Annotated in this window: 16 protein-coding genes and 1 pseudogene; 7 read left to right on the top strand and 10 right to left on the bottom strand. The window is 72.1% G+C overall.

Features of this window, described 5'->3' with window-relative positions:
* Positions 1-101: 101 nt before the first annotated feature.
* Entirely contained in the window at positions 102-1397 is a 1296-nt protein-coding gene (locus AB0H12_RS21890) for a Zn-dependent hydrolase (protein WP_499624712.1), read from the top strand.
* A 17-nt stretch (positions 1398-1414) separates the two neighbouring features.
* The gene (locus tag AB0H12_RS21895; protein ID WP_499624713.1) at positions 1415-1987 is read left to right on the top strand and encodes an LOG family protein; all 573 of its coding nucleotides are present in this window, start codon (positions 1415-1417) and stop codon (positions 1985-1987) included.
* A 122-nt stretch (positions 1988-2109) separates the two neighbouring features.
* Here the strand turns inward: AB0H12_RS21895 and AB0H12_RS21900 are convergent, their stop codons facing one another.
* The 3 genes and pseudogenes from AB0H12_RS21900 to AB0H12_RS21910 all read right to left on the bottom strand — a co-directional run bounded on the left by AB0H12_RS21900 (position 2110) and on the right by AB0H12_RS21910 (position 5681).
* Positions 2110-2763, bottom strand: coding sequence for a fasciclin domain-containing protein (locus tag AB0H12_RS21900; protein ID WP_499624714.1), 654 nt, complete (start codon positions 2761-2763; stop codon positions 2110-2112).
* Between the two features lie 140 nt (positions 2764-2903).
* Positions 2904-4468 (bottom strand): annotated as a pseudogene (locus AB0H12_RS21905) (molybdopterin-dependent oxidoreductase).
* 196 nt (positions 4469-4664) lie between these two features.
* The gene (locus AB0H12_RS21910) at positions 4665-5681 is read right to left on the bottom strand and encodes an outer membrane protein assembly factor BamB family protein (RefSeq protein ID WP_499624715.1); all 1017 of its coding nucleotides are present in this window, start codon (positions 5679-5681) and stop codon (positions 4665-4667) included.
* A 490-nt stretch (positions 5682-6171) separates the two neighbouring features.
* Here AB0H12_RS21910 and AB0H12_RS21915 point away from each other — a divergent pair, with 490 nt between their 5' ends.
* Both AB0H12_RS21915 and AB0H12_RS21920 read left to right on the top strand, forming a co-directional pair.
* A complete protein-coding gene (locus tag AB0H12_RS21915; RefSeq protein ID WP_499624716.1) occupies positions 6172-7482 on the top strand; it encodes an RICIN domain-containing protein in 1311 nt (436 codons plus the stop codon).
* 99 nt (positions 7483-7581) lie between these two features.
* Positions 7582-9093, top strand: a complete 1512-nt coding sequence (locus AB0H12_RS21920; RefSeq protein WP_499624717.1) for an RICIN domain-containing protein — start codon at positions 7582-7584, stop codon at positions 9091-9093.
* Between the two features lie 124 nt (positions 9094-9217).
* On the opposite strand, the gene AB0H12_RS21925 is transcribed toward AB0H12_RS21920, so the two are convergent.
* From AB0H12_RS21925 to AB0H12_RS21940, 4 genes are all read right to left on the bottom strand, one after another.
* On the bottom strand, positions 9218-9616 hold the full coding sequence (locus AB0H12_RS21925; RefSeq protein WP_499624718.1) for a hypothetical protein: 399 nt from the start codon (positions 9614-9616) through the stop codon (positions 9218-9220).
* Positions 9617-9797: 181 nt separating this feature from the next.
* Complete coding sequence (rph, locus tag AB0H12_RS21930) at positions 9798-12398, bottom strand: rifamycin-inactivating phosphotransferase (protein ID WP_499624719.1); 2601 nt, start codon at positions 12396-12398, stop codon at positions 9798-9800.
* A 251-nt stretch (positions 12399-12649) separates the two neighbouring features.
* Positions 12650-14095, bottom strand: a complete 1446-nt coding sequence (locus tag AB0H12_RS21935; RefSeq protein WP_499624962.1) for an ATP-binding protein — start codon at positions 14093-14095, stop codon at positions 12650-12652.
* Positions 14095-15774 carry an FAD-dependent oxidoreductase gene (locus tag AB0H12_RS21940; protein ID WP_499624720.1) on the bottom strand — a complete coding sequence of 560 codons (1680 nt, stop codon included), beginning with the start codon at positions 15772-15774 and terminating at the stop codon, positions 14095-14097. The genes AB0H12_RS21935 and AB0H12_RS21940 overlap by 1 nt, the downstream gene beginning before the upstream one ends.
* A 54-nt stretch (positions 15775-15828) precedes the next feature.
* Between AB0H12_RS21940 and AB0H12_RS21945 the strand changes: the two genes are divergently transcribed.
* Together AB0H12_RS21945 and AB0H12_RS21950 are read left to right on the top strand one after the other, a co-directional pair.
* On the top strand, positions 15829-18918 hold the full coding sequence (locus tag AB0H12_RS21945) for an ATP-binding protein (protein WP_499624721.1): 3090 nt from the start codon (positions 15829-15831) through the stop codon (positions 18916-18918).
* 59 nt (positions 18919-18977) lie between these two features.
* Positions 18978-20516, top strand: a complete 1539-nt coding sequence (locus tag AB0H12_RS21950; RefSeq protein WP_499624722.1) for a bifunctional 3-(3-hydroxy-phenyl)propionate/3-hydroxycinnamic acid hydroxylase — start codon at positions 18978-18980, stop codon at positions 20514-20516.
* Here the strand turns inward: AB0H12_RS21950 and AB0H12_RS21955 are convergent.
* Complete coding sequence (locus AB0H12_RS21955; RefSeq protein ID WP_499624723.1) at positions 20495-20731, bottom strand: hypothetical protein; 237 nt, start codon at positions 20729-20731, stop codon at positions 20495-20497. The genes AB0H12_RS21950 and AB0H12_RS21955 overlap by 22 nt on opposite strands.
* Before the next feature lie 173 nt (positions 20732-20904).
* Positions 20905-21327 carry a hypothetical protein gene (locus AB0H12_RS21960; protein ID WP_499624724.1) on the bottom strand — a complete coding sequence of 141 codons (423 nt, stop codon included), beginning with the start codon at positions 21325-21327 and terminating at the stop codon, positions 20905-20907.
* A gap of 190 nt (positions 21328-21517) precedes the next feature.
* Here AB0H12_RS21960 and AB0H12_RS21965 point away from each other — a divergent pair, with 190 nt between their 5' ends.
* A complete protein-coding gene (locus tag AB0H12_RS21965) occupies positions 21518-24583 on the top strand; it encodes a discoidin domain-containing protein (protein WP_499624725.1) in 3066 nt (1021 codons plus the stop codon).
* 198 nt (positions 24584-24781) lie between these two features.
* Here AB0H12_RS21965 and AB0H12_RS21970 read toward each other — a convergent pair whose 3' ends face one another.
* The gene (locus AB0H12_RS21970; protein WP_499624726.1) at positions 24782-25255 is read right to left on the bottom strand and encodes a hypothetical protein; all 474 of its coding nucleotides are present in this window, start codon (positions 25253-25255) and stop codon (positions 24782-24784) included.
* Positions 25256-25290 lie beyond the last annotated feature (35 nt).

A 25290-nucleotide genomic window follows, 5' to 3' on the forward strand; every position in this document is an offset into this window, starting at 1 on the left:
CGGTTCGATAGGACCGGGCGGTTGAGTGGTGGCAATCCCGTGGATCCGGCGACGGTGTCACCCAGCCGGTCCGGCCCCCGTCGAAGGCAGGTCGAAGTCCCATGAGCATTCCCGCCGAAGGATCAGTGCGCCCGGCCGCGTGGCCGTGGCCCGATGACGAGTTGCACGTCGACGGTGCGCTGCTGCTGCGCCGGTTGGCCGCGATCTCCCGCATCGGCGCCCGGCCGGGGCGGGGGATCACCCGGCTCGGGCTCACCCCCGAGGAGACCGCGGCCCGCGCCCACCTCGCCGAGCAGTGCCGCCGCGACGGGCTGGTGGCCCGCACCGACGAGGCGGGCAACCTCGTCGTCCGGCGGCCCGGCGCGGTCCGCCCGGACCGGCCGGTGCTGCTCATGGGCTCGCACATCGACACCGTGGTCGACGGCGGCCGGCTGGACGGCACCTACGGCGTGATGGCCGCGTGCGAGGTGCTGCGCGTGCTGGCCGCGCACGACGTCGAGCTGGCCTACGAGCCGGTCGCGGTGGCGTTCACCAACGAGGAGGGAGCGTTCTTCCCCTACCCGTTCTTCGGTTCCCTCGGCCTGGTCGGCCGGGTGGACACCGACCACGCCCGGCGGATGACCGCGAACGGCGTGGCGCTGCCGGACGCCCTGCGCGCCGCCGGCGGCGACCTGGACGCCATCGCGGACGCGGCGTGGCCCGCCGGTTCCGTCGCGGGCTACCTGGAGCTGCACATCGAGCAGGGCCCCGTGCTGGAGCAGGCGGGCGTCCCCATCGGCGTGGTGCAGGCCATCACCGGCCGCACCATCCTGGACATCACCGTGCGCGGCGACCAGGACCACGCCGGCACCACGCCGATGTGGGCCCGCCGCGACGCGCTGACCGTGGCCGCGCGGGCGGTGCTGGCCATCGAGAAGCTGGCCCGCACCCGCGACCTGTGCCGGGTGTCCACCGTGGGCCGGATCAGCGTGGACCCGGGCACCACCAACGTGATCCCCGGCACCGCGCGGCTCACCGCCGAGATCCGCGACGGCCGCGCGGACCGGCTGCGCGCCGCCGAACTGGCGATCACCACCGAGCTGGCCCAGCTCGCCGAGGCGACCGACACCGAGATCGAGGTGCTGCCCGCCCGGATCACCCAGCCGGTCGCCACCGACGGCGCGCTGAGCCGCGCCATCGCCGACGCCGCCGAGGGCCTCGGCCTGCGGCACGCCGCCCTGGACAGCGGGGCGGGCCACGACGCGCAGGTGGTCGCGGCCCTCGCGCCGATCGGGATGATCTTCGTGCCGAGCCGGGACGGGATCAGCCACGCACCCCACGAAGACACCGACGACACCCACCTGGTCGCGGGCGCGGACACGCTGCTGCGCACCGTGCTCGGGGTGGCGCGGCCATGAGCCACGAGGAGGAGACCATGACCAGTCCACAGAGGATCGCGGTGTTCTGCGGCGCCAACCCCGGTCGCGGCGGCGCCTACCTGGCCCGTGCGGCCGACCTGGGCGCCGAGCTGGGCAGGCGCGGCATCGGCCTGGTGTACGGCGGCAGCGCGGGCGGGCTGATGGGCGCGGTGGCCGACGGCGCGCTCACCGCGGGCGCCCACGTCACCGGCGTCATCCCGCACCACCTGACCCGGCACGACCCGGTGAAGACCGACATCGACGAGATCCACCTCGTGGAGACCATGCACGAGCGCAAGTCCCTGATGTACCGGCTGGCGGACGCGTTCATCGTCCTGCCCGGCGGTTTCGGCACCTTCGACGAGCTGTTCGAGGCGCTGACCTGGGTCAAGATCGGCCTGCACGACAAGCCCGTGGTGCTGCTGGACGTGGACGGCTACTACCGCCCGCTGGGCGCGCTGCTGGACCGCAGTTCCCGCGAGGGCTTCATCTCCGGCGGGGAACGCGGCCTGGTGCGGCTCGCCTCGACGGCGCAGGAAGCGCTGGACCTGTGCGGCGCGCGACGGGTCGCCGAACTCGCCGCCGGCTGACCACCCCCGCCGAACGGCCCGGACCCCGGATCCGACCGGGCTCCGGGCCGTCGCGGTCGTGGCCTCAGAGGACTGCGGCCACCGGGCGGGCGGTCGCAGTCCTCTGAGGACGGGCGAAGGCGCTACGAGGTGGGCATCATGACCTCGTCGATGACGAAGACGGTGGCGTTGGCGGTCGGGATGTTGCCGCACAGCACCTTGGCGCCGTTGACCGTGACGTTGTCGCCGGAGCCCTCCACCTCGAGGGTGCCGCCCTGGACGGTGGGCAGGCTGGCGGAGGACAGGACGCCGTCCTTGTCCATGCGCTGCGGCACGACGTGGTAGGTCAGGATGCCGGTCAGCTTGGGCTTGTCGGCGAGCACGGCGTTGAGCGCGTCCGCACCGAGGGCGTCGAAGGCGGGGTCGTAGGGCGCGAACACGGTGTACCCGGCGTCCGCCTTGTTGAGGGTGTCGACGAGACCGGCGGCCTTGACGGCGGCCACGAGCTTGGTGAGCAGCGGGTTGTTGCTCGCGGCGGTGGCCACCGGGTCGTCGACCATGCCGTCGAGCGAACCCTCGGTGTCCTTCGGCAGGTTGGCGCAGGCGGCGCCGAACACGTCGCTGGTCGTGGTGACGCCGTCGCTCATCGCCTTGCCGGTGGTCGTGGTGGTAGTGGTCGTGGCGGCGGCCGAGGTCGTGGTGTCGGAGGCTGCCTGGTCGCCGCTGCCGCAGGCGGTCAGGGCGATCAGGGCCGCGGTGAGAACGCCGATCGCGGACGCGGGCCGGGTGCTGCGCATGGGAGTTCGCTCCTTTGAGGACGGTTGCCAGGACGGTGCTCCCCGGCTTGTCATGGGTGATTCGGCGCCGTCAGGGCTCCGGATCGGTCGAGCCGAAGAAAAAAGTCGGGAGTTCTTCGCGCCGGTCGTGTTCGGACGGGTCACGGTCGGGCGGTGAACACGATCGTGTGCCATCCGGCGGCGCCGTCCGGGATCGGTTCGGCCCGTTCACCGGTCTGGGTGCAGCCGGTGCGGTCGGTGGCCCGCACTTCCAGCGTGTGGGAGCCGGCGGGCAGGTCGAGCTCAGCGCGCCACATCCGCCAGGTGTCGACGGTGACCTCCGTGCTCAGGGTCGTCGCCTGCCAGGGGCCGCCGTCGACTCGGACCTCGACCTTGTCGACGCCCCTGTGCTGGGCCCAGGCGACCCCGGCGGCGACGAACCTGCCCGCGGGCACCCGCTCGAAGGCCTTGGGCCGGTCGACGCGGGACATGGTCTTGATCGGGGCGCGGCGTGCCCAGTCGCGCTCGACCCGGTAGGCGTCGAAGTCGGCGAAGGTGGTGAGTTCGGCGTCGACCAGCCACTTGGTCGCCGAGACGAACCCGTACAGACCGGGCACGACCATGCGCACGGGGAAGCCGTGCTCGGCCGGGAGCGGTTCGCCGTTCATGCCGAGGGCCAACAATGCGTCGCTGCCGCGCCTCATGACGTCCTCGACGGGGGTGCCGCAGGTCCAGCCGTCCACGCTGCGCGTCGCGAGCTGGTCCGAGCCCGGTCGGATGCCCGCCTCGGCGAGGACGTCGCTCAGGACACGCCGATGAAGGTGGTGGTGGAGATGTAGGGCCCGCCGACGTCGTTGGACACGCAGCAGAGGCTGATCGTCTTCTCCACCAGCGGCCTGGTCAGCAGGTCGTCGTAGGTGAGGACGAGCTCGCGGTCGACCATGCCGTGCACGCGCATGCGCCAGTCCTGCGCCCGCACCCTGGGCACGGACAACGCGGTGTCCACCCGGTAGAAGTCCGCGTTCGGCGTGATGAAGGTCGGTGTTCCGTCCCCGGCGAAGTCCGCCCCCTCCGGGATCGGCGGTGCGGTCACGTCGGGGGTGAGCCGGATGGAGCGGCGGGAGGCCTCCACGTCGACCCGGCCGCCGATGAGCTGCCCCGCGGCGGCGGTCGCCCCGGCCGCGGCCACGACGGCGGTGGAGGTGACCAGGAACCGGCGGCGTCCCAGACCGGGCACCTGCCAGTCCACCGAACGCGTGCCGACACCGTCCGCAGTGGCGTCCTCGGGAGGCTCGCCCGCCGGGTGACGGGCGAGCCGGTGCAGCCACCGGAAGACCAGGACACCGACGACCAGGCTGGTCAACGGCGCGAGCACGGCGGTCGCGCCCAGCGTGGGGCGGGCGAGCACCGCCGCGATGCCGACCACGCCGAGCCCGCCCGCCAGGATCGTTCCCGGCAGCGGGCTGCCACGGGACAGCAGTCCGGCGACGACCGCCGCACCCGCGATGACGAACGCCATGCCCGCCAGCAGGACGAGCTTGTCGTTTTCGCCGAACGTGCGGATCGCGAAGTCCTTCACCGGGTGCGGCGTCAGGTCGATCGCGGTGTCGCCCACGGCCGGGAACGGCGAGGCGAACGGGTCGACGAGCGCGGCGACGAGGTGCCCGGCGGCCAGCGCCGCCACCACCGCGAGCAGACCCGCCGCGATCGCCGCCCACAGCGGCAGCCTGGGATCGTTCCTCCGCCTGCGCGTGGTTGCGTTCGCACGAGGTGTTCGCGGCGAACGACCCCTCGGATTGCCCCATCTCGACCGGAATCAGCCGCGGATGGTCAGCCGTTGGGCGGGTGGCCGACGCCGGTCTGGTCACGGTCCACGGCGTGCGCGGATCACGGGACTTGAGAGGCATCGGTCCCGATAGTGATCAGCCCGCTGCCGAGTTCGCGGCACCCTCGACCGCGGCGGAGAGCAGCGTTCCCTTCGTGATCACCAGCACGCGGCCCGGACCGAGACGACGCAGGGCGCGGACCCGTTGGGTGATCTTGACGCGCTCGACGACCCGACCGCGGGAGTCGACGAACAACAGGGAGCCGCCGGCATCGGCGAGCAGGAACCCGCCACCACTTCCCCAGTCCTCGGCGATGACCTGCCCGAACGCGGCTTGCCGCACGGCGGTCCTCCACAGCGCACGGCCGTCGTGAGGATCTGCCACGGTGAACCCGGTCCCGCGTTCCCTCAGCCAGAGCAGACCACCGACGTGCTGCGGCGCCACGGACACGAGTGGGCTCCCGGCCAGGACCAGTTCGCTCGCGGTCCCCGCCGAGGGCGCGACCCGCACCACGGCGTCGTCACCGCACCGGACGAGGAAGCGATCATTCCCGACCGCCGTGAAAGCCACCTCGTGGTCGTAGTCGGCGAGCGGGTGCGGCAACGACCAGGTGCGCAGTTCCCGCCCGTCACGGCGCCCGATCAACCGCACCCGGGAACCGCCGGGCTCACCGATCAGGAACCCACCGCCTCCCGCGGCCGGCCACACCGTGCGCACGTCGTGCTCGGTCTCCCACAGGGTCCGGCCCGTGGCGATGTCCAACGCGCGCAACGGGGTGTACCCACGCCAGCCGCCCACGAGCACCAGGTCTCCATCGACCACGAGGTGCCCGGTCCAGCGACGGAGAGCGACCCTCCAGACGTCCTCCCCCGTGGCGAGGTCCAGGCACGCCAACTCGCCGTCCTGCGGCAGCACCAGCACGCGTTGCCCGGCCACGGGCATCGCCCGCAACCACCTGCCGGTCCGAACGTCCCACCGCGCGGACCCGTCCTCCGGATCGAGGCAGACCAGCCTCGTGTTCCGCTCGTGGACCACCAGCCTGCCGGAACCCACAGCGACGTCGGCGCCGGAACCGGCCTGGTGAAGAGGCCGCTCCCACCTGATCTCCACCACCGTCGAAGCCCACCACGCGTCGCGGGTGCCCCGCCACTCGTTTCCCCGACGCCGTCTTCGCCGTGGACGTCCGGCCTGGACGTCCGCCGGTCCGACAACCGGCACGTTGTTGATTCCTGTAACCCACAGTTCACTCTTGAGTGAGTAGGCAGAGTCCTGTTAGCGTTCACACCGAACGGTGGCGCCCGTCACACCGCCAACCGGCGCCCTCGCCACAGGGCCGCCGCACCGCATCCCGGGCAGAGCCGCCGCCTGCGCCGACGACGTCGGCGGACACACGAGTGGAGACGACGATGTCGACCGCCCAGTGCCGCGCGCACCCGCCCCGAGCCTCGGGTTCCCGGGGCCGCCCGGCGACCCCGGCGCAGCGCGACTCCCGTCGCTGACCGCAGCCGCGCGACAGCCCGACCGGCAACCACAGCGCCCTGCCCGGCGGTCGCCCCGTCCCAGGCCGACGGTCGCCGGCACTTCACCTGCGAGGAGATCATCCGTGAACAGACAGCCGAAGGCCGGGCGCCGGCTGGCCCGACTCGGTCTCGTGGCACTCACCGTCGCCGCCACGGCGGTGGCCGTCGCACCACCCGCACAGGCCGCACCCGGCTACGTCTACACCACGTTCAAGGGTGACGCCGCCGCTGACCAGGAGTTGTGGGTCTACTCCTCGGCAGACGGCAAGAACTTCAGCGTGCTGGCCGACACCGACTACCGCGGCCCGTCCGGCGTGCTGCGCGATCCCAGCGTCATCCAGCACAACGGGCTCTACTACGTCGCGCACACCGTCCAGTCGTGGACCACGAACTCAACACACTTCAACATCGCCTCCAGCCCGGACCTGGTCAACTGGACGCACGTGACCAGCGTCAACTCCGGCGTCGCCAACACGCGGTTCACGTGGGCCCCCGAGTTCTACGTCGAGGGCGGCACCGTTCGGATCATCGTGAGCATCTCCCAGACGACGTGCTCCAACTGCTTCCGCCCCTACGTCTTCACCGCCCAGAACAGCGCGCTGACCTCCTGGAGCGGGCCGGTGCAGATGGGCGGCCTCGGCTACAACTACATCGACACCTACGTGGTGAAGTCCGGCAGCACCTACCACGCGTTCACCAAGAACGAGACCTCCAAGTACATCGAGCACTGGACCAGCACGAGCCTCACCGGCGGGTGGGGCAACCGCGGCCAGTTGTGGAGCTCGGGCTACGAGGGTCCGGCCGTGCTGCGGATGAGCGACGGCTCCTGGCGCATCTGGATCGACAAGTACACCAACGGCGGCATCTGGACGGCCACCAGCTCGAACCTGGACTCCTGGTCGGGCCTGAGCCAGATCACCTGCCCCGGGTGCCGCCACGGCACGATCCTGCCGGTGGCCGACGTGCCCGGCACGGCGCCGGCCCACCGCGTGACCAACCGCAACAGCGGCAAGGTGATGGACGTCGTGTCGGCCTCCACCGCGGACAACGCCGAGGTCAAGCAGTGGACCTGGAACGGCGGCGGCAACCAGAAGTGGCAGTTCCAGGACGCCGGCGGCGGCTACTTCCGCATCGTCAACCAGAACAGCGGCAAGTGCCTGGACGTGGCGAGCGGCTCCACCGCCGACGGGGCCAACGTCATCCAGTACACCTGCGGCAGCGGCGCCAACCAGCAATGGCAGTGGCAGGCCACCGGGAGCTCCTTCCGAATCGTCGCGCGGCACAGCGGCAAGTGCCTCGACGTCGCCGCCTCCGGCACCGGCGACGGCGCCGACATCCAGCAGCACACCTGCGGCAGCGGAACCAACCAGCAGTGGAGCCGCACCCAGGTCTGAGCCGAACCGAGCCACCCTAGTGACGCAGGTGGGACGCCCGCGGCATGGGCATCGCACCTGTCGGACCGCTGTGCAGCAGATCTAGTGATTGGACATCTCATGAGATTGACCACGGCGTCTGACGGCCACTCGTCAGGACCGTCCCGGAGCACCCGGTCGTTGCGCCGGTCGCTGGTCGCCCTCGCGGTGACCACGCTCACCGCGGCGACCGGCCTGGTCGTGACCACACCCACGGCCAACGCCGCCACCAGCCAGTTCCGCGGCATGAACTGGGCCGTGATGGGTGACAACTTCAGCACCGGCACGCTCGTCGTGCAGGGCCTGAGCCAGTCCGACAGCAACGCGACCGTGCGGGCCAAGGCCAACGCCCTCTACGACGACATGGCCGCCACCATGGGGGTCAACACCGTCCGGCTGCCGATCAACACCCACACGGTGGCCAACACGACCTGGTGGAACGCTTACCGCGGCGCCATCGACGCCGCCACCGAGCGCGGGTTCAAGGTCATCCTCGCCTACTGGGAGGACGGCGCCGCCTCCGGCGGCAGGATCACCAACCTGGCCGCGTGGAACACGATGTGGTCCAGCGTGACCAACACCTACGGCTCGAACAGCAACGTCTACTTCGAGCCGATGAACGAGCCGCACGGCTACTCGTCGGCGGACTGGCGCAACGTCGCGGCGAACTGGCTCAGCTACCACACCTCGGCGGTGCCCGGACGGGTGCTCATCGGCGGCACCGGCTTCAGCCAGGACCTGCGGGACATCTGCAACGACAGCCGCTTCAACTCGACGCTGCTGTCCTTCCACCACTACGCCTTCTTCTACGGCTCGATGACCTACGACCAGTTCCGCAGCCACATCCAGACGCGCCTGGGCAACTGCGCCTCCCGCGCGGTCGCGACCGAGTTCGGCGCGCCGATGTCCACCGGCCTGAACTACGGCGACGCGAACAGCACCGACAACTTCGTGCGCCACATCCGTGCCATGGCCCAGGTCATGCGGGACAACCAGATGGGCGGCACCTACTGGCCCGCGCTCGGTGGCAAGTACAAGGACAACCTCGGTTACGACTGGTACTCGATGTACGCCCTGAGCGGCAGCGGCACGAACCTCAACCTGACCATCCGCAACACCTCCGGCGCCGACCGGATCCGGTACGCCTGGGGCGACAACACCACGACTCCGCCGCCCACGGCCTACCGGATCACCGTCCGCCACAGCGGCAAGGCCATGGGCCTGCAACAGGCGACCACCGACAACAGCGCACGCGTCGGCCAGTACACCTACGCCGGCAACGCGTGGCAGCAGTGGCAATTCCAGGACGCGGGCAGCGGCTACTGGCGCATCGTCAACCGCCACAGCGGGAAGTGCCTCGACGTGCTGAGCGCCTCGACCGCCGACGGCGCCGAGCTCGCCCAGTACACCTGCGGCACCGGCAACAACCAGCAGTTCCAGATGGTCGCCAACGGCGACTACTTCCAACTCCGGGCACGGCACAGCGGCAAGTGCGTGGACGTCCCGGCCGCGTCGACCGCGGACGGCGTGATCATCAAGCAGTACACGTGCAACACCGGCACCAACCAGCAGTGGTCCCGCACGTCCGTCTGATCGTCGTCCCGACGTGACCGCGGTGCGGCCCCACGTCCCCGGCGTCGAGCTCGTGCTCGACGCCGGGGACGTGCCCGGCGGGCTGAAGGCGCGCAGGACAGGGTCACGTACTGGGTGTTGTCCTTCATGTCGAAGAGGCCGTCGTAGCCCTCGGACTCGCCGCCGGACGCCGGTCGAACACGGCGCCGCCGCCGACGCCGATGATCGCGACGTTGCTGATCCGCTTGAGCTCGACCACGCCGGCGGCGGTCTCGCAGCTGGAGCCCGAGACCTTGGCGGTGTTGCCGTGGTTGATCGCGCTGGAGACCTCGATGACGATCGGGGTGCTGCTGCCGGCCCGACCGCACAACACCTGGTGGATCTGGGTGCCGGTAGTGGCCCGGACCGTCGCCCCGCCCTGGCCACCGGTGTTCCCGCCGTTCTGCGACGCGAAGCCCGTCGCGGCGGCGGACGAAATCAGTGATGGCGACTCATACCAGGGAAAGCCCTCAGCGAGCATTCCGCAACCGCGCGCGACAGGCAACAAAATTCACGGTCATGAACGACGCCGCTTGATTGCGCGGGCACGACACGACTCCCGGCGTCACCCGCCCGATTCACGGACACGAACAAGACGGGCACGAGACGGCGGGACCACATTGGCCTTGCCGCATTTCACCCCGGGCGCGCGAAACACCGACCGGTGCCGTGCCAGGCCCGGTTCGTCACGTCGTCGTGAGGATCTCGACGTGCCCGTCGGTCCCGTCCACCCGGATCCGCTGCCCGTCCTGGATCACGCGGGTGGCGCGCTCCACCCCGACGACGGCCGGCAGGCCGTACTCCCGCGCGATCACCGCGCCGTGGGTCATCAGGCCGCCGACCTCCGTCACCAGGCCCGCGATCGCGACGAACAGGGGCGACCAACTGGGGTCCGTGTGCGTCGTGACCAGGATGTCGCCCGGCTCGACGTCGGCCTCCGCCATGTCCAGGATGACCCTGGCCCGCCCTTCGACGATCCCGGCGGACACCGCCAGGCCGACCAGCGCGCCGGCGGGCAGGTCGTCGCGCCGGTACGCACCGTTGAGCGTCTCACCGTCCGAAGTGAGCACGCGCGGTGGCGTGAGCGCTTGGTGCGACCTGAACGCGTCCTTGCGCCGGCTGACGAGTTCGTGGTCGACCTGGTTCGCCCGCACTACTTCCTGGAGTTCCTGGAACCTCAGGAAGAAGATGTCCTCCGCCTCCCGGAGCACGCCGTCCCGCACCAGGCGCTCGGCCTCGGCCAGCAACGCCTGCTTGTAGACGAAGTAGCGGCGGATCATCCCGTACTTCGGGTACTCGCGGTACCCGGCGAACGTCCGGACGAGATCGATGTTCCGCTTGGTCTCCTCGGCCTTCCGCTTCCCGTCCGGCAGCGCCCGCAAGCGCTCCAGCACCTCCTGTTCCTTCTGCCACGCGTCCTGCCGCCCTTGCTCGAAGCGCCGCCCGCCGGCGCCGGGCTCGAGGTTCTTGACGTTGGACAGCAGCAGGGGCAGCAGCATGGTGGGCCGTTCGCTCCACCGCGGCCTGGTGATGTCGATCTCGCCGACGCAGCGCATGCCGTACTTGTCGAGGTAGGCCACGATGGCGTCACGCGCCTCCCGGCCGCCGTCGAGCTCGACCAGCCCGTCGAGGAAGTCCTCGTGCGCCGCGTCGCGCAGGAAGGCGACGACTCCCGGGTGCGGGCGGATCACGTCCGCGACGTCGAGGAGCGCCAGCCCCATCTCCGAGGTGACGTTGTGGGGCACGGACTGCGAGAGCGCGTCGGCCGCGTCCTTCTCGCCCAGCCACTCGTGCAGGTGCTCGTTGAGCCACCACGTCGCCCGCATCGCCGCCATGATCGGCTTGATGCCGCGCGGGTCGAACAGGACCCGCCTCAGCTCCTCGAAGTCCGCCAGGATGAAGTCCAGCAGCTCCGAGCCGGACTTCGTCCTGATCTCGCGCTCGACCGCGGCGACGGACGCCTCACCCCGCTCGACCAGCTCCGTCACGAGGGCCGGATCGGCCTCGATCGCGACCGGCTCGGCGCCGGGGATCGACTGGGCGGGACCGTCGTCCGGGAACGACGGGAGGAAGCCGTCGCGTTCGATGACGGTCCGCAGCGCGTCCTCGATCAGCGGATCGGACTTCCCCACCACCTCGAGCAACCCGGCGCGGCTCGCGGGCGAGGCCAGCAGCCGGGTGGCGTCGACGAACAACCTCCCGCCGGCCTCGGCCATGGGCCGGGTGGTCGTCAACTGCCACACGGAGAGCCCCAAGGGCTTCATGGCGTCGGTCATCATCTGCTGGTGACCGACGGAGACGTAGACGTGGTTCTCCCGGTCGTCGACCTCCGGGATGGGGAACAGCGTGGTGATCGGCCGGCTCTGGACGACGTGGAAGCCGTCGTCGACCAGGCACCACTCGATGTCCTGGGGACGGCCGAAGTGCGCCTCGACCCGCCGGCCGAGCCGCACCAGCCGCACGACCTGGGCGTCCGTCAGCGCGGGCTGCTCCCGCCGCGCGGGCTCGATCGGCTGCTCCCGCGTCCCGCCGTCCGGCGAGGCTTCGACGGCGATCTCCTTGGCGGCGACCGCCTTGGCGATGACCTCGTCGTCCCGCACCTGGTAGGCGTCCGCGTTCACCAGGCCGGAGACCAGGGCCTCGCCGAGGCCGAAGGTGGCCTCCACGGTGGCGACCTTCCGGTTGGACGTCACGGGATCGGCCGTGAACAGGACTCCGGACGCGTGCGGGAGGACCATCCGCTGCACGACCACGGCCATGTGGACCTTGCGGTGGTCGAAGCCGTTGCGCAGCCGGTAGGTCACGGCCCGTTCGGTGAACAGCGAGGCCCAGCACCGGCTGATGTGCCGGAGGATCGCCGCCGGCCCCACCACGTTCAGGTACGTGTCCTGCTGGCCCGCGAAGGAGGCGCCCGGCAGGTCTTCCGCCGTCGCGCTCGACCGCACCGCGCAGGCGGCCCGTTCGCCGACGCGGGCGAGCGCACCGGTGATCGCCGCCGCCACACCGTCCGGGACGACGATCCCCTCGATGGTCTGCCGGATCTCCGCGCTGCGCGTGCGGATCGCCTCCCGGTCGTCCGGGTTCAGGCGCGACAGCCCGTCCAGCAGCTCGCCGAGTGACGGCGCGTCCCGCACGGTCCGCCGGTAGGCGTCCGTCGTCACGCAGAAACCGGGCGGCACGCGGACGCCGTCGATCCGCGAGAGCTCTCCCAGGTGCGCGCCCTTGCCGCCGACGACGGCGACCTGCGTCTGGTCGACCTCCCGGAGATCGAGCACGTAGTCGCCCATCCGTCCACCTTCCGTTCGCCCCATCGGGCCTCGCCGGTTCGCAGTGCCGACCCTGTGGGTTCGTCCGCCGGTGGTCACAGCGTTCTACCGGCACACCATTTCCGCAGGTTCTGGCTTCGGCCGGAGATTCTGCGGCACGACCGGGGCCTTGCCGCAAGACCCCCGATCGGCTATATGTTGACAATGGCGAGGAGTGGGCAACCCCCTTGCCGCCGCCCGGTGGCCGGACAGCGGCCCCGACGGCCGGAACCTCAGGCGCCGACCTCCGCGTTCCCCGCCGACGGCGCGGTCAACGGCAGGTGGACGCGGAAGCGGGTGTCGCCGGGCGCGGACTCCACCCGGATGTCGCCGTGGTGGCGGTCGACCACGATCCGCCACGAGATGTCCAGACCGAGCCCGGTGCCCTCACCCACGGCCTTGGTGGTGAAGAACGGCTCGAAGATGCGCCTCTTCACCTCGTCCGGGATGCCCGCGCCGGTGTCGCCGACCTCCACCACCACGTCCTCGCCGGCGCGGTACGTGCGCACGGTCAGCGTGCCGTCGCCGGCCATGGCGGCCACCGCGTTGTCGACCAGGTTCGTCCACACCTGGTTGAGCTCGGCCGGGTACGCGGGCAGCGGCGGCAGGGAGCGGTCGTAGTCCTTGACCACGCGCACGCCGTCGCCGAACTTGCCGCTGAGCATCACGAGCGTGGAGTCGAGCAGCTCGTGCACGTCGACGACCTGGAACGGCGCCCGGTCGACCTGCGAGTACTGCTTGGCCGCGCCGAGCAGCGTGGACACCCTGGTGGTGGCGTCCTCGATCTCGTTCATCAACGTCTCGGTCTCCACCGTGTAGGCCAGCCAGCGCACGGCCGCCTCGGTGGCGGTCTGCGGGCACAGCGCCGCCGCCCGGTCGAGCCACTCGACGTCCAGCCCGCCCGCGACCAGCACCGGAGCCAGGTCCCATCCGCCCGGCACACCGTGCGCGTCCAGCCAGTCCGCGACCTCGTCCTCCAGGTCGGCGGTCTCCATCGGACCGAGCTTCGGCGCCTTCGCCACCTGCTCGACCGCGCTCTCCTGCAGCTTCACCAGCACCGGCAGGGTGGCCGGGTCGAGCGAGCCGTTCGCCAGCAGCGCCAGCTTGTGCCGCATCCCGGCGACCCGTTCGCGCAACGCCCCGGTGGCCCGCACCGCCGCGGCGGCCGGGTTGTTCAGCTCGTGCGTCAGCCCGGCCGACAGCGAACCCAGCGCGAGCAGCCGTTCCCGCTGGCTGACGATCCGCTCGGTGTTGCGCATGCCGAAGAAGAGGCCTTCCAGCAGGTGCATGGCCATCGGGAACCACGAGCGGAACATCGCGCCGAAGTCGTGCGCGGGCAGCTGGTAGAGCCGCACGTCGGTCACCGCGTCGGCGGTCATCTGGTAGACCGTCTTGGCTTCGACGTCGGAGCCGAGGTACGCCTGGGTCGCCCCGAAGTACGCGCCGCGGTGGTCGGTCCGGTTGGTCTCCACGCGCTGGCCGCCGATGACGCGGCTGAGCGCGACCGTGCCGTCCAGCAGCACGAAGAAGCACGTCGCCGCCTGTCCCTCGCGCAGCACCTGGGAGCCCGCCGCGTGCGTCTCCACCTGGCCGTGCGCGACGAGCCACGCCAGCTGCTCCTCCGACAGGTGCTCGAACAGGAACAGCCCGCGCAGGTCGTCGACCGTCAGGTTCTCCATCACGACCTCTCCAGGTAGCGGTGGACCAGCGACACGGCCATCGCGCCGTCGCCGACCGCCGACGCGACCCGCTTCACCGAGTCCGCGCGCACGTCGCCGGCGACGAACACGCCCGGCAGGCTGGTCTCCAGGTGGTAGGGCGGCCGGTCGAGGCCCCAGCCCTCGGGTGGGCGGCCGTCGGTGACCAGGTCCGGTCCGGCGAGCACGAACCCGCGCTCGTCACGGGCCAGCGTGCCGGTGAGCCAGTCGGTGTGCGGGGCGGCGCCGATGAACGCGAACAACCAGGACGCGGGCACGGTCGTCGTCTCGCCGGTCTTGTTGTGCCGCAACGTCAGCGTCTCCAGGTGCTCCTCCCCCGTGCCGCCGACGACCTCGGTGCACGTGCGCACCTCGACGTTGGCGACCCGGGCGAGCTGTTCGACGAGGTAGTGCGACATCGACCGGGCCAACGAGTCGCCGCGCACGACCAGCACCACGCGGCGGGCGTGCGCGGCGAAGTAGAGCGACGCCTGGCCCGCCGAGTTGGCGCCGCCGACGAGGTAGACGTCCTGGCCCGCGCAGCTCGGCCCCTCGGTGGTGGCCGCGCCGTAGAACACGCCCCGGCCGGTCAGGGCGCCGAGCCCGGGCGCGTCCAGCATCCGGTAGGACACGCCGGTGGCGAGGATGACGGTGTGCGCGGCCAGCTCGGTGCCGTCGCCCAGCCGCACCACGCGTGCCGCGCCGCGTGCCTCCAGGCCGACCACGTCGCACGCGGTCAGCACCTCGACGTCGAACTTCAGCGCCTGCCGGCGGGCGCGGTCGGTGAGCTGCTCGCCGGACACGCCGTCGGGGAAGCCGAGGTAGTTCTCGATCCGGCTGCTGGTGCCCGCCTGACCGCCGGTGGCGCGCCGCTCGACCAGCACCGTGCGCAGCCCTTCCGAGCCGCCGTAGACCGCCGCGCCCAGCCCGGCAGGACCGCCGCCGACCACGATCAGGTCGTAGAAGTCGGTGGACGGCCGCGTGGTCAGGCCGACCCGGGCGGCCAGCTCCGCGTCCGACGGCTCGACCAGGGTCTCGCCGTCCGCGGTGACGACCACCGGCAGCCGCGCGCCGTCCTCACCGCACGCGGTGAGCAGCCGCCCGGTCTCGGGGTCGCCGTCGTCGACCGCGTGCCAGCGGAACGGGACGGCGTTGCGGGCCAGGAAGTCGCGCACCTCGTAGGACCGCGACGACCAGCGGTGCCCGACGACCCGGACCTGCCGGGCCGGCCCGCGATCGGCGGCCGACCAGGCGCGCAGCAGCTCGTCCAGCACGGGGTACAGCTTCTCCTCCGGCGGGTCCCACGGCTTGAGCAGGTAGTGGTCGAGGTCGACGACGTTGATGGCGCGGATCGCCGCGTCGGTGTCGGCGTACGCGGTCAGCAGCACCCGCCGTGCCGCGGGGAAGAGGTCCATCGCGGCCTCCAGGAACTCGATGCCGCTCATGCCGGGCATCCGGTAGTCGGCCAGCAGCACCGCCACCTCCTCGCCGCGCAACTTGATCTCGCGCACCGCGTCGAGCGCCTGCGCACCGGACTCGGCCCGCACGATCCGGTAGCTCTCGCCGTACTTGCGGCGCAGGTCGCGCGCCACGGACCGGGACACGCCCGGGTCGTCGTCCACGGTGAGGATCGAGGGCCTCGCGACCTGAGGTGTCGTCATGTCCACATTGTCGTTCCCACCGGACCGGCCGCCCATCGCGGTTACCCTCTGCGGGTGTCCGGCACCGTGCGGTTCGGGGTCCTGGGGCCGTTGACGGTGGAACGCGACGGCGAGCCGCCGGCGCTCGGCGGGCCGAGGCAGCGTGACCTGCTGACGCTGCTGGTGTTGCGCGCCAACCGGTTCGTCAGCGCCGAGTGGCTGGTCGACGCGCTGTGGGACGGGCAGCCACCGGCCGGCGCGCAGGTCACCCTGCGGTCCTACGTGGCGGTGCTGCGCCGTGCGCTCGAACCGGAGCGGGGACGGCGTGCGCCCGCCGAGCTGTTGCGCGGTCACGCCGGTGGCTACGAGCTGCGCGTGCCACCGGACGCCGTGGACGCCGTCCGCTTCACCGCGCTCGCCGGGCAGGGCTCGCGGGCGCTCGCCGACGGCGAGTGGGAGGCGGCCGGGCGCCACTTCGCCGACGCGCTCGCCCTCTGGCGGGGCGAGGTGGCCGCCGCCGACCTCACCGCCGTGCGACCGGACGCGGCACGGCTCACGGAGGCGCGGACCGCGGCCGGCGAAGGCCTCTTCACCGCCGCCGTCGCCGCCGGTCGGCACCAGGCCGTGCTGCCGGACCTGCGCCAGTTCGTGGCCGCCCACCCGAACCGGGAGAACGCCCGCGCGCAGCTGATGCTCGCGCTCTACCGGGCGGGCAGGCAGACCGACGCGCTGGCCGTGTACGACGAGGGCCGCCGGCTCCTGGTCGACGAGCACGGCGTCGAACCGGGTGAGGCCCTGCGCGACCTGCACCGCCGGGTCCTGGCCCACTCCGTGCCACCGGTCGACGCGGGCACCTCCCCGCAGACCGCGCCCACCGGCAGACCCGGCCTCCGCCGCACCACACCGCCCGAGCACCGCCACACCACGCCACCCACCGACACGCCCGACCACCACCGTGCGCCACCTGCCGACACCACCGGTCCCAGGTCGCCGGACCGGCTGGTCGGTCGCAGGGCCGAACTCGCCCTCCTCACCGACCTCCTCACCGCGTCGAGCCGGACCGGCGGCCGGTTCGCGGCGATCGTCGGCGAGGCGGGCATCGGCAAGACCACCCTGGCCGACGCCATCGCCCGCCGCGCCTCCTCCGCCGGCGTCCCGGTCGCGTGGGGACGCTGCCCGGACCTCGGTCAAGCACCGCCGTTCTGGCTCTGGACCCAGGCCGTGCGCGCCCTCGTGCCCCTGGCGGGCGACGCGGGCGACGACCCGGCGCTGGCGGGCTTCCGCACCGGCCCGACCACCGACACCGACATCGACCCCACCGCCCGCTTCCGCACCTACGACGCGGTCTCGGCGCTCGTGCGCGCCGCCGCCCGAGCCGCCGGCCTCGTCCTCGTGCTGGACGACCTGCACGCCGCCGACGCCGACTCCCTGCTCCTCCTGCGCTACCTGGCCACCACCGTGCACACGTCCCGCGCGCTGGTCGTCGCGACCCTGCGCCCCTACGAGCACGACCCCGCCCTGGTCGCCACCCTCGCCGACCTGGCCCGCAGCCCCGGCTGCCGACAGCTCAGACCGACCGGCCTCGACGCCGACGCGGTGGCCCGCCTGGTCCGCGAGCACACCGGCGCGCCCGCACCGGCCGACCTCGTGCTCGACCTCCTCACCCGCACCGGCGGCAACCCGTTCTTCATCACCGAACTGCTCACCTCCGCCGATCCGACCGGCACGCCGCCGCCGAGCGTGCGCGACACCGTCCGCCGCCGGCTGCACGCCCTGGACGACCGCACCCGCGACTGGCTCGACGTGCTGAGCGTCGCCGGCCGGGACCTGGACGTCGACCTGCTCGAAGCCGCCACGTCCACCGAGGTCCGGCTCACCCCGCACATCACCCACCTGGTCACCGAGCCCGACGCCGGCGTGGTGCGCTTCCGGCACCCGCTGTTCGCCGAGGCCGCCTACGCCGACCTCACCCCGACCCGCCGTGCCGACCTGCACGCCCGGCTCGCGGACGCGGGCAGGCACGCCCTCACCCCGGCCGAGCTGGCGCAGCACTACGGCCGGGCTCGCGGACGGGAGGACGACCACCTGCACTGGACCCTCGAAGCCGCCGACGACGCCACCCGCCGCCTCGCCTACGAGGACGCCCTGGCGCACCTCGACCGGGCCGCCGCCCTGCTCACCGCGCCGGAACGGGAGCTGGCCGTGCAGCTGCGGCGCACGTCGTTGCTCCAGATCACCGTCGGTATCGGCAGCGACGCCGTCGACCTGGCCGCCGCCCGCGCCCGCGAACTGCTCACGAGCGTCGACACCGGCGCCGACGTGCGCACCGCCCTGTGGACGCTCGGCGAACTGGCCTGCAACCGCGCCGAGTTCGCCATCGCCGAAGAACTCGCCACCCGCCTCGCCGCGGACGACGGCGTGATCGGCGCCGCGGGCCACTACCTGCTGGGCGTGGTCGGCTACTTCACCGGCCGCCTGGCCGCCGCCGACGACCACCTGACCGCCGCGATCGACCGGCTGCACGAGCTGGACCCGCGGGAGCTGGTCGGGCAGGCCGGTCGCACGCCCACGCTCGCTACCCACGACTTCCGCGCCTTGGTGCGCTCCCTGCGCGGTGACGCGGACGCGGCCCGCGCCGACCTCGCCGCCGCACACGCCCTCGCCGAACGCGCCGACGACCCGTACGGGCGGGCCAACGCCGCGCTGTTCGCCGCGTGGACCGCCATGCAGGAGCACGACGTCACCGCCGGCCTCGCCGCCGCCCGGCGGTGCCGCGAGATCGGCGCGCGTCAGCACATGCCGCACTTCGTCACAACCGGCGACTTCTTCACCGAGTGGGCCGCCGTGCGCGGCGGGGACGACACCCGCCGCCACGCCATGCGGGCGGCCCGGGAGGGCATCCACCGGCTCGGCCTGCGCTCGACCCGCACGATCACCCTCGCCGCGATGGCCGACGCCCACCTGGTGACCGGGCACCACGCCACCGCGGCGGCGTTGGCCGAGGAAGGTCTCGCCCTCGCCGAGGAGACCGGTGAACGGGTCTTCGCCGCCGAACTGCGCCGCGTCCGCGGCGTGGCGACCGACGACCGGGCCGACCTGGACACCGGCGCGCGACTGGCCGAGGCACAAGGCGCGGACCTGGTGCGAGCGCGCTTCCCACGCTGATCCAACAGAACTCCAACAGCCCTCCGCTGGCATGTGAGCCGACACCAGGAGGAGGACGCATGGAGTTCGACGTCGTAGTGGTCGGCTGCGGGCCGGTCGGTGCGCTGACCGCGAACCTGCTCGGCGGCCGGGGCGTGCGGACCCTGGTCGTCGAACGCGACACCGCGCCGCACCGGCAGCCACGCGCGTTCTCCTGCGACGACGAGGCGTTGCGGATCTACCAGCAAGCGGGCCTGCTGACCGAGGTCGCCGAGGACATGCACCAGCCGCGACGGGCCGAGTACGTCAACGCCAAGGGCCGGGTGTTCGCCACCATCGCCCTGGACGAGGTCGACTTCGGCCTGGGCAGCCGTCCCCTGCACTTCTTCGACCAGCCGCGCCTCGAAGCGGCCCTGCGCGCGGGGCTCGACCGGTTCCCGCACGTCACGCTGCGCACCGGCGTCGAACTGATGCGGCTCACCCAGGACGACGAGGCCGCCACCGTCGTCCTGCGCGACCTCGGCACGGACGAGGAAACCGAGGTGCGCGCGAAGTACGTGCTGGGGTGCGACGGCGCCCGCAGCACCACCCGGGTCGCGGCAGGCATCGCGCTCACCGGCACGTCCTACGCCGAGCCGTGGCTGGCGGTCTCCGGCGACGTCGCGCCGGGCGCGGTGCGGGTGCCGCACACGACGTTCGTGTGCGACTGGCGGCGGCCCGCGTTCGTGTCCCCCGGCGCGTTCGACACCTACCGGATGGAGTTCATGCTCCGCCCGGACGAGGCGCCGGCGGACATGACCAGCCCCGAGACGGTGGCCCGGCTCGTCGCGCCCTACGTCGACCCGGACCGCTTCACCGTCACGCGCGCGGTCGTCTACACGTTCCACCACCTGGTCGCCGAGCGCTGGCGCGACCGTCGGGTGTTCCTGCTCGGGGACGCCGCCCACCAGATGCCGCCGTTCCTCGGCCAGGGCCTGTGCAGCGGGCTGCGTGACGCGGCCAACCTCACCTGGAAGCTCGCCCTGGCCCTCGGGTCGGACGCCCCCGAGCCGCTGCTGGACAGCTACGAGGCCGAACGTCGCCCGCACACCGAGGCGATGGCCCTCACCAGCGTGCGGCTCGGCCGGATCTTCCTGGTGCGCAACAGGTTCGCCGCCTTCCTGCGGGACGCGGTGCTGCGCGCGGCGCAGACCGTGCCGCGGGTGCGCCGCCTGGTGCGCCGCTTCGAGTTCAAGCCGCTGCCCGCGCTGCCGGACGGGAGCGCCATGTTCCCCCAGCCCGAAGTGGTCGTCGGCGGGGTGGGGCTGCCGCTCGACGACGTGCTCGGCCCCGACTTCGCGGTCATCGGGCCGGGGGTGGATGCGAGCACGGCGCGGGACTGGTGCGGTCCACCCGCGAGGTTCCTGCGGGTGGTGACCGACGGCGAGCCCCGCACCGAGGACGACCTGGTGGACGTGACCGGCACGCTCACCGCCTGGTTCTCCCGCCACCGCACCGACGTCGTCGTGCTGCGTCCCGACCGGTTCGTGCACGCGGAAGGGACATCCGCTGCGGTGAACGGCTCGCCGCGATCCGTTCCCGGGCTCGACGGTAGCGGTCAGGTCAGGAAGACCCAGTAGAAGTCCCAGGCGCCCCCGCTCGGCCAGCAGACGTAGTAGTCGACGCCTTCGGGGATCTTCGCGCCTTCGGCTTCGCATTCCTCCTCGGTCGCGAAGGTGGCCATGTACTGCCAGTAGTCCATCGCCGCGGCCTCGGCCGGCGAGGCTTGAGCGGGTGCCGCTTGGGCCGTGCCGGCGCCAAGGAGCAGCAGGGTCGCCAGGAGCAGTGCTCGCATCGGGGTTCTCCCTCTCGCGGAAAACGCTTTCCACACGGCGGCGCACCGATCACAGCACAGCCACCGCCCGCCTGGCAACGCGGGCGCACGCACCCGCGCCCACCGCGTGCCGAAGTCCCGGCACCGCCGTCCGCACGCCCGCCGCGCGAACCCCGACCGCGCGCCGGGTGAGGTCAGTCTTCCGTCTCGTCCGCGAGGTCGACGTCGGCGAGGTCGTCCACGCCGACCACGTCACCGCCGTTGAACACCACCACGAGGCCCAACTCGGTGAAACCGGGCACGCGGCACTCGGCGAACCGGACCAGCCAGTCCCGGCCGGGGTGGAAGGTGAACTCCGGGTCGGCCACGGCGTCCGGTCCGTAGCCCGGGTGGTCGCGCAGGTGGTCGGCCACGGCCTCGTGGGCGGTGGCGAGCAGCCGTTGGCGGTCGCGCAGGACCGAGCCGATGAACGGCAGGTCGAGGTCGTCGGTGGTGGCCGGTTCCTCCACCAGCACGCTCACCGACGTCCCGGCGGCGGTCGTGTTCCAGCACGCCACACCTTCGGGGGTGTGGTCCACCGGGGTCAGTTCGCCGAAGCCGGGAATCGCGATCGTCACCGGGCGATCCTATGCACCGCTCCCGGACCCGACCGGAACCGGGCCACCGGGTGCGCGAGAACCGGTCCGCGGGTCTCTTGACGGCGGCACGGCGGGTGAAGTTCGCTGTGGGAGAGCGCTCTCCGAGAGTTTGTCGACGATCCGCGGCCGGCGGCACACCGGCCGCGGGTCACCCCTGCCTGGAGTCGCCATGCCCGAAGCGCCCGCCCGGCAACGCCGCCGGGTCCTGCCCCTGCTCGTCGTCCTCGCCGCCCTGATCGCCGGGCAGCTCACCGCGTCACGGGAAGCGAGAGCTGCCGGAGTCCTGCTCTCCCAGGGCAAACCGACCACCGCCTCGTCCACCGAGAACGCGGGCACCGCCGCGTCCGCCGCCACCGACGGCAACGCGGGCACCCGCTGGTCCAGCGCGTTCGCCGACCCGCAGTGGTTGAGCGTCGACCTCGGCGCCACCGCGACGCTGGACCGCGTGGTGCTGACCTGGGAGTCCGCCTACGCGACCGCGTTCCAGCTCCAGACCTCGGCCGACGGCGTCACGTGGACCACGATCCACACCGCGGCCAACTCCGCCGGCGGGACGCAGTCCATCCCGGTGACCGGCACGGGTCGGCACGTGCGGTTGTTCGGCACGGCCCGTGCCACCGGCTACGGCTACTCGCTGTGGGAGTTCCAGGTCTACGGCACGACCGGCGGTTCCACCGCAGGAACGCCGATCTCCGAGTACAAGCAGGTCGCGGCCTCGACGTGGGAGGGCGGCAACGCGCCCGCCGCGGCGCTGGACGGCCGCCCGAACACCCGGTGGTCCAGCCAGTTCGCCGACAACCAGTGGCTGCGGGTCGACTTCGGCGGCGTCGCGACCGTCGACCAGGTCGTGCTGAACTGGGAGGGCGCGTACGCGAAGGGGTACCGGCTCGAGCTGTCGAACGACGCGGTGAACTGGACGCAGATCTACGCGACCACCACCGGCACGGGCGGCACGGAACGGCTCGCCGTCGCCGGCACGGGCCGTTACCTGCGGTTGTTCGCCACCGCGCGCGCCACGGGCTACGGCGTCTCCCTCTGGGAGTTCCAGGTGTTCGGCGCCGTGGACACCTCCGCGGCCACCCCGCCACTGCTGTCGCCGCCGACCAAGGCGCCCGCGGTGACGGGCCGGTTCGCGCTGTCCGCGCCCGCCGACAACGCGATGATCACGTCCACGCGGCGTCCGGCGTTCTCGTGGGCGGCGGTGCCGGGCGCGGTGCGTTACCAGGTCTGGCTCAATGTCAGCCGCACGGACTACGACTTCACCGCATCGGGCAACCTGATCGACCTCTACACCAAGGTCGCCGAGCCCACCGGCACCGGCTACACGCCGACGTGGGACATCACCGACCGGTGGACGTACCGGTGGTTCGTGGTGGCGGTGGACGGCTCCGGGGCCACCAGCGCGTCGAACATCCGCACGTTCAGCGTGTACGTGCCGACGTTGACCTCGGTGGACGACGGCGTGCGGGTGGTGAACGGCAGCCGTGACCTGAACAAGAACGGCGCGGTCGAGCCGTACGAGGACTGGCGGCAGCCCGTGGAGACGCGGGTGAACGACCTGCTCGGTCGGATGACGATCGAGGAGAAGGCCTACCAGATGTTCTACAACGCCCAGGTGTTCCCGCGTTCGGGGTGGCACTTCGGGCCGGCGGAGGCGCAGGACCTGCACACCGCGTTGCTCGGGTCGAGCGGCACGCGGCTCGGCATCCCGTTCGTGTCGGCGGGCGACACCATCGCCGGGTACAAGACGACGTACCCGTTGCAAAGCGCGTTGGCGGCGGCGCGGAACTACCCGTTGCAGTACAAGCTCGGCGACATGCAGCGGCGCGAGCAGCTGGAGGTCGGCGCGCGCGGTGTGCTGGGGCCGTTGGCCGAGGTGGGCACGAAGGTGTTGTACCCACGCATCCAGGAGGGCAACGGCGAGAGTTCCGAGGTGGCGTCGGCGCAGGTCAGGGCCCTGGTGGCCGGGTTGCAGGGCGGGCCGGAGCTGAGTCCGGGTTCCGTGCTGGCGACCGTGAAGCACTGGCCGGGCGAGGGCGCGGGAGGTGAGGCGTTGATCGTGTACGACAACGTGACGATCAAATACCACACGGCGCCGTTCCGGGCCGCGATGGAGGCCGGCGCGGTGAACATCATGCCGGGGTACGCGGGCAGTTCGCTGCTCGATCCCGGTGGTCCGGGCGCGGGTGACAGCGCGAAGATCCTCGCGTACCTGCGGCAGAACCTCGGGTACACCGGGCTGATCACGACCGACTGGTTGCCGTCGGGCTCGTGGGTCGGCGCGGCGAACGCGGGTTCCGACGTGATGGGTGGCGCGGACCCGGGCGCGCCCGGGTTCACCATCGGCGGGTTCACCTCGGCGGTGCCGGCGGCGCGGATCGACGACGCGGTGCGGCGGGTGCTGCGGGTGAAGTTCAAGCTCGGGATCTTCGAGAAACCGTACGGCGACCCCGTGAACGGGCCGTACCGGTTCCACAAGCCGGAGTACGCGGCGCTGGCGAACCAGGCGTCGCGCGAGGCGATGACCTTGTTGAAGAACACGGCCGGTGTGCTGCCGGTGCGGCTCAACCGCGGTGACAACATCGTGGTGGCCGGTCCGCGTGCCGACGACACGGCCGCGTGCTGCATCTGGACCAGCTACTTCCACCAGGAGTACGGCTCGCAGACCATGTTGCAGGCGATCCGCACGCGTGCCGCGCAGGCGGGGGTGAACGTCCACAAGGACACCGGGCCGTCACCGAAGCTGGCGATCGTCGCGGTGGGCGAGACCTCGTACACCCACGCGACGAGTTGGCCGAAGGAGCAGCCCTACCTGCCCCCGGACCAGCTGGCGCTGATCCAGGACTTCCACCGCCAGGGCATCCCGGTCGTGGTCGCCCTGGTCCTCCCCCGCCCCTACGTGATCACCGAGTGGCACAACCTGGCGAGCGCGATCGTGGTGACGTACCGCGGCGGCGAGGAGATGGGCCCGGCCTTGGCGTCCCTGCTCTTCGGCGACTACACCCCGACCGGCAAACTGCCGTGGCAACTGCCGCGTACCCTGACCGACGTGCTGCGTCCCGGCGGCACCGACATCCCGGCGGACGCGACCGAACACTGGGACGTCCCGTACGACCTGGGCGCCACCGCCGCCGAACGTGCCGACATCCGCGCCAAGATCGACTCGGGTGCCCCCGTCCCCTCCACCTACGGCAACCCCCTCTACCCGTACGCCTGGGGCCAAACCACCTGGTAACCCGCGTGTCGAACCTCCAGGACCCGCGTGTCGAACCTTCAGGACCCCCGAATTCAACGCTCAGGATCCCGCTGCCGGATGCCGAGTCGTCCTGAACGTTGAATTCGGAGGGCCCGAGTGTTCGACACGCGGGTCCTCAAGGTTCGACACGCGGGTCCTGAGTGTTCGACACGCGGGCGCTGAAGGTTCGACACGCGGTTACGCGGAGAGGGTGGTGATGCGGTGGCGGAGGGCGGTTTCCAGGTCGCGCAGTTCGCGGGCCGGGGCACCGAGGCCCGTCATGGACAGGCGGCGGGATTCCAGGCGGTCCGTGCGGTAGCGGGGGAACGCCAGGCGTAGGGCGCAGTCCAGCATGCCGAGGTGGTAGCGGATGAGTTCCACGACCCGCTGCGGCGGCGGGGGGCGGTCGGTCTGCCACACGAGATCCGCCGCCCAGCCGGACAGCCTGCCGTACTGGGCCGCCACGGCACGTCCGCTGCGCGCGACTTCCCACGACGTCTCACCGGGTTGCGCGCAGTCGGCGATCACGGCCTCCGCCCGCTCCTGCAACGCCACGGCCTGGACCACGACCTCCAGCAACGCGCCCAGACGCACGAGTTCCGCCGTTGCCGGATCGAGCACCACGCTCGGCGGTTCGGCACGGCGACGTGCCCGGCGCGGGAGGATGCGCACAGCTCACGGTAGCGCGCACCACCGCCGTGCACCCG

This window comes from Actinosynnema sp. NPDC023794 (assembly GCF_040639675.1).
Lineage (GTDB): Bacteria > Actinomycetota > Actinomycetes > Mycobacteriales > Pseudonocardiaceae > Actinosynnema > Actinosynnema luteola.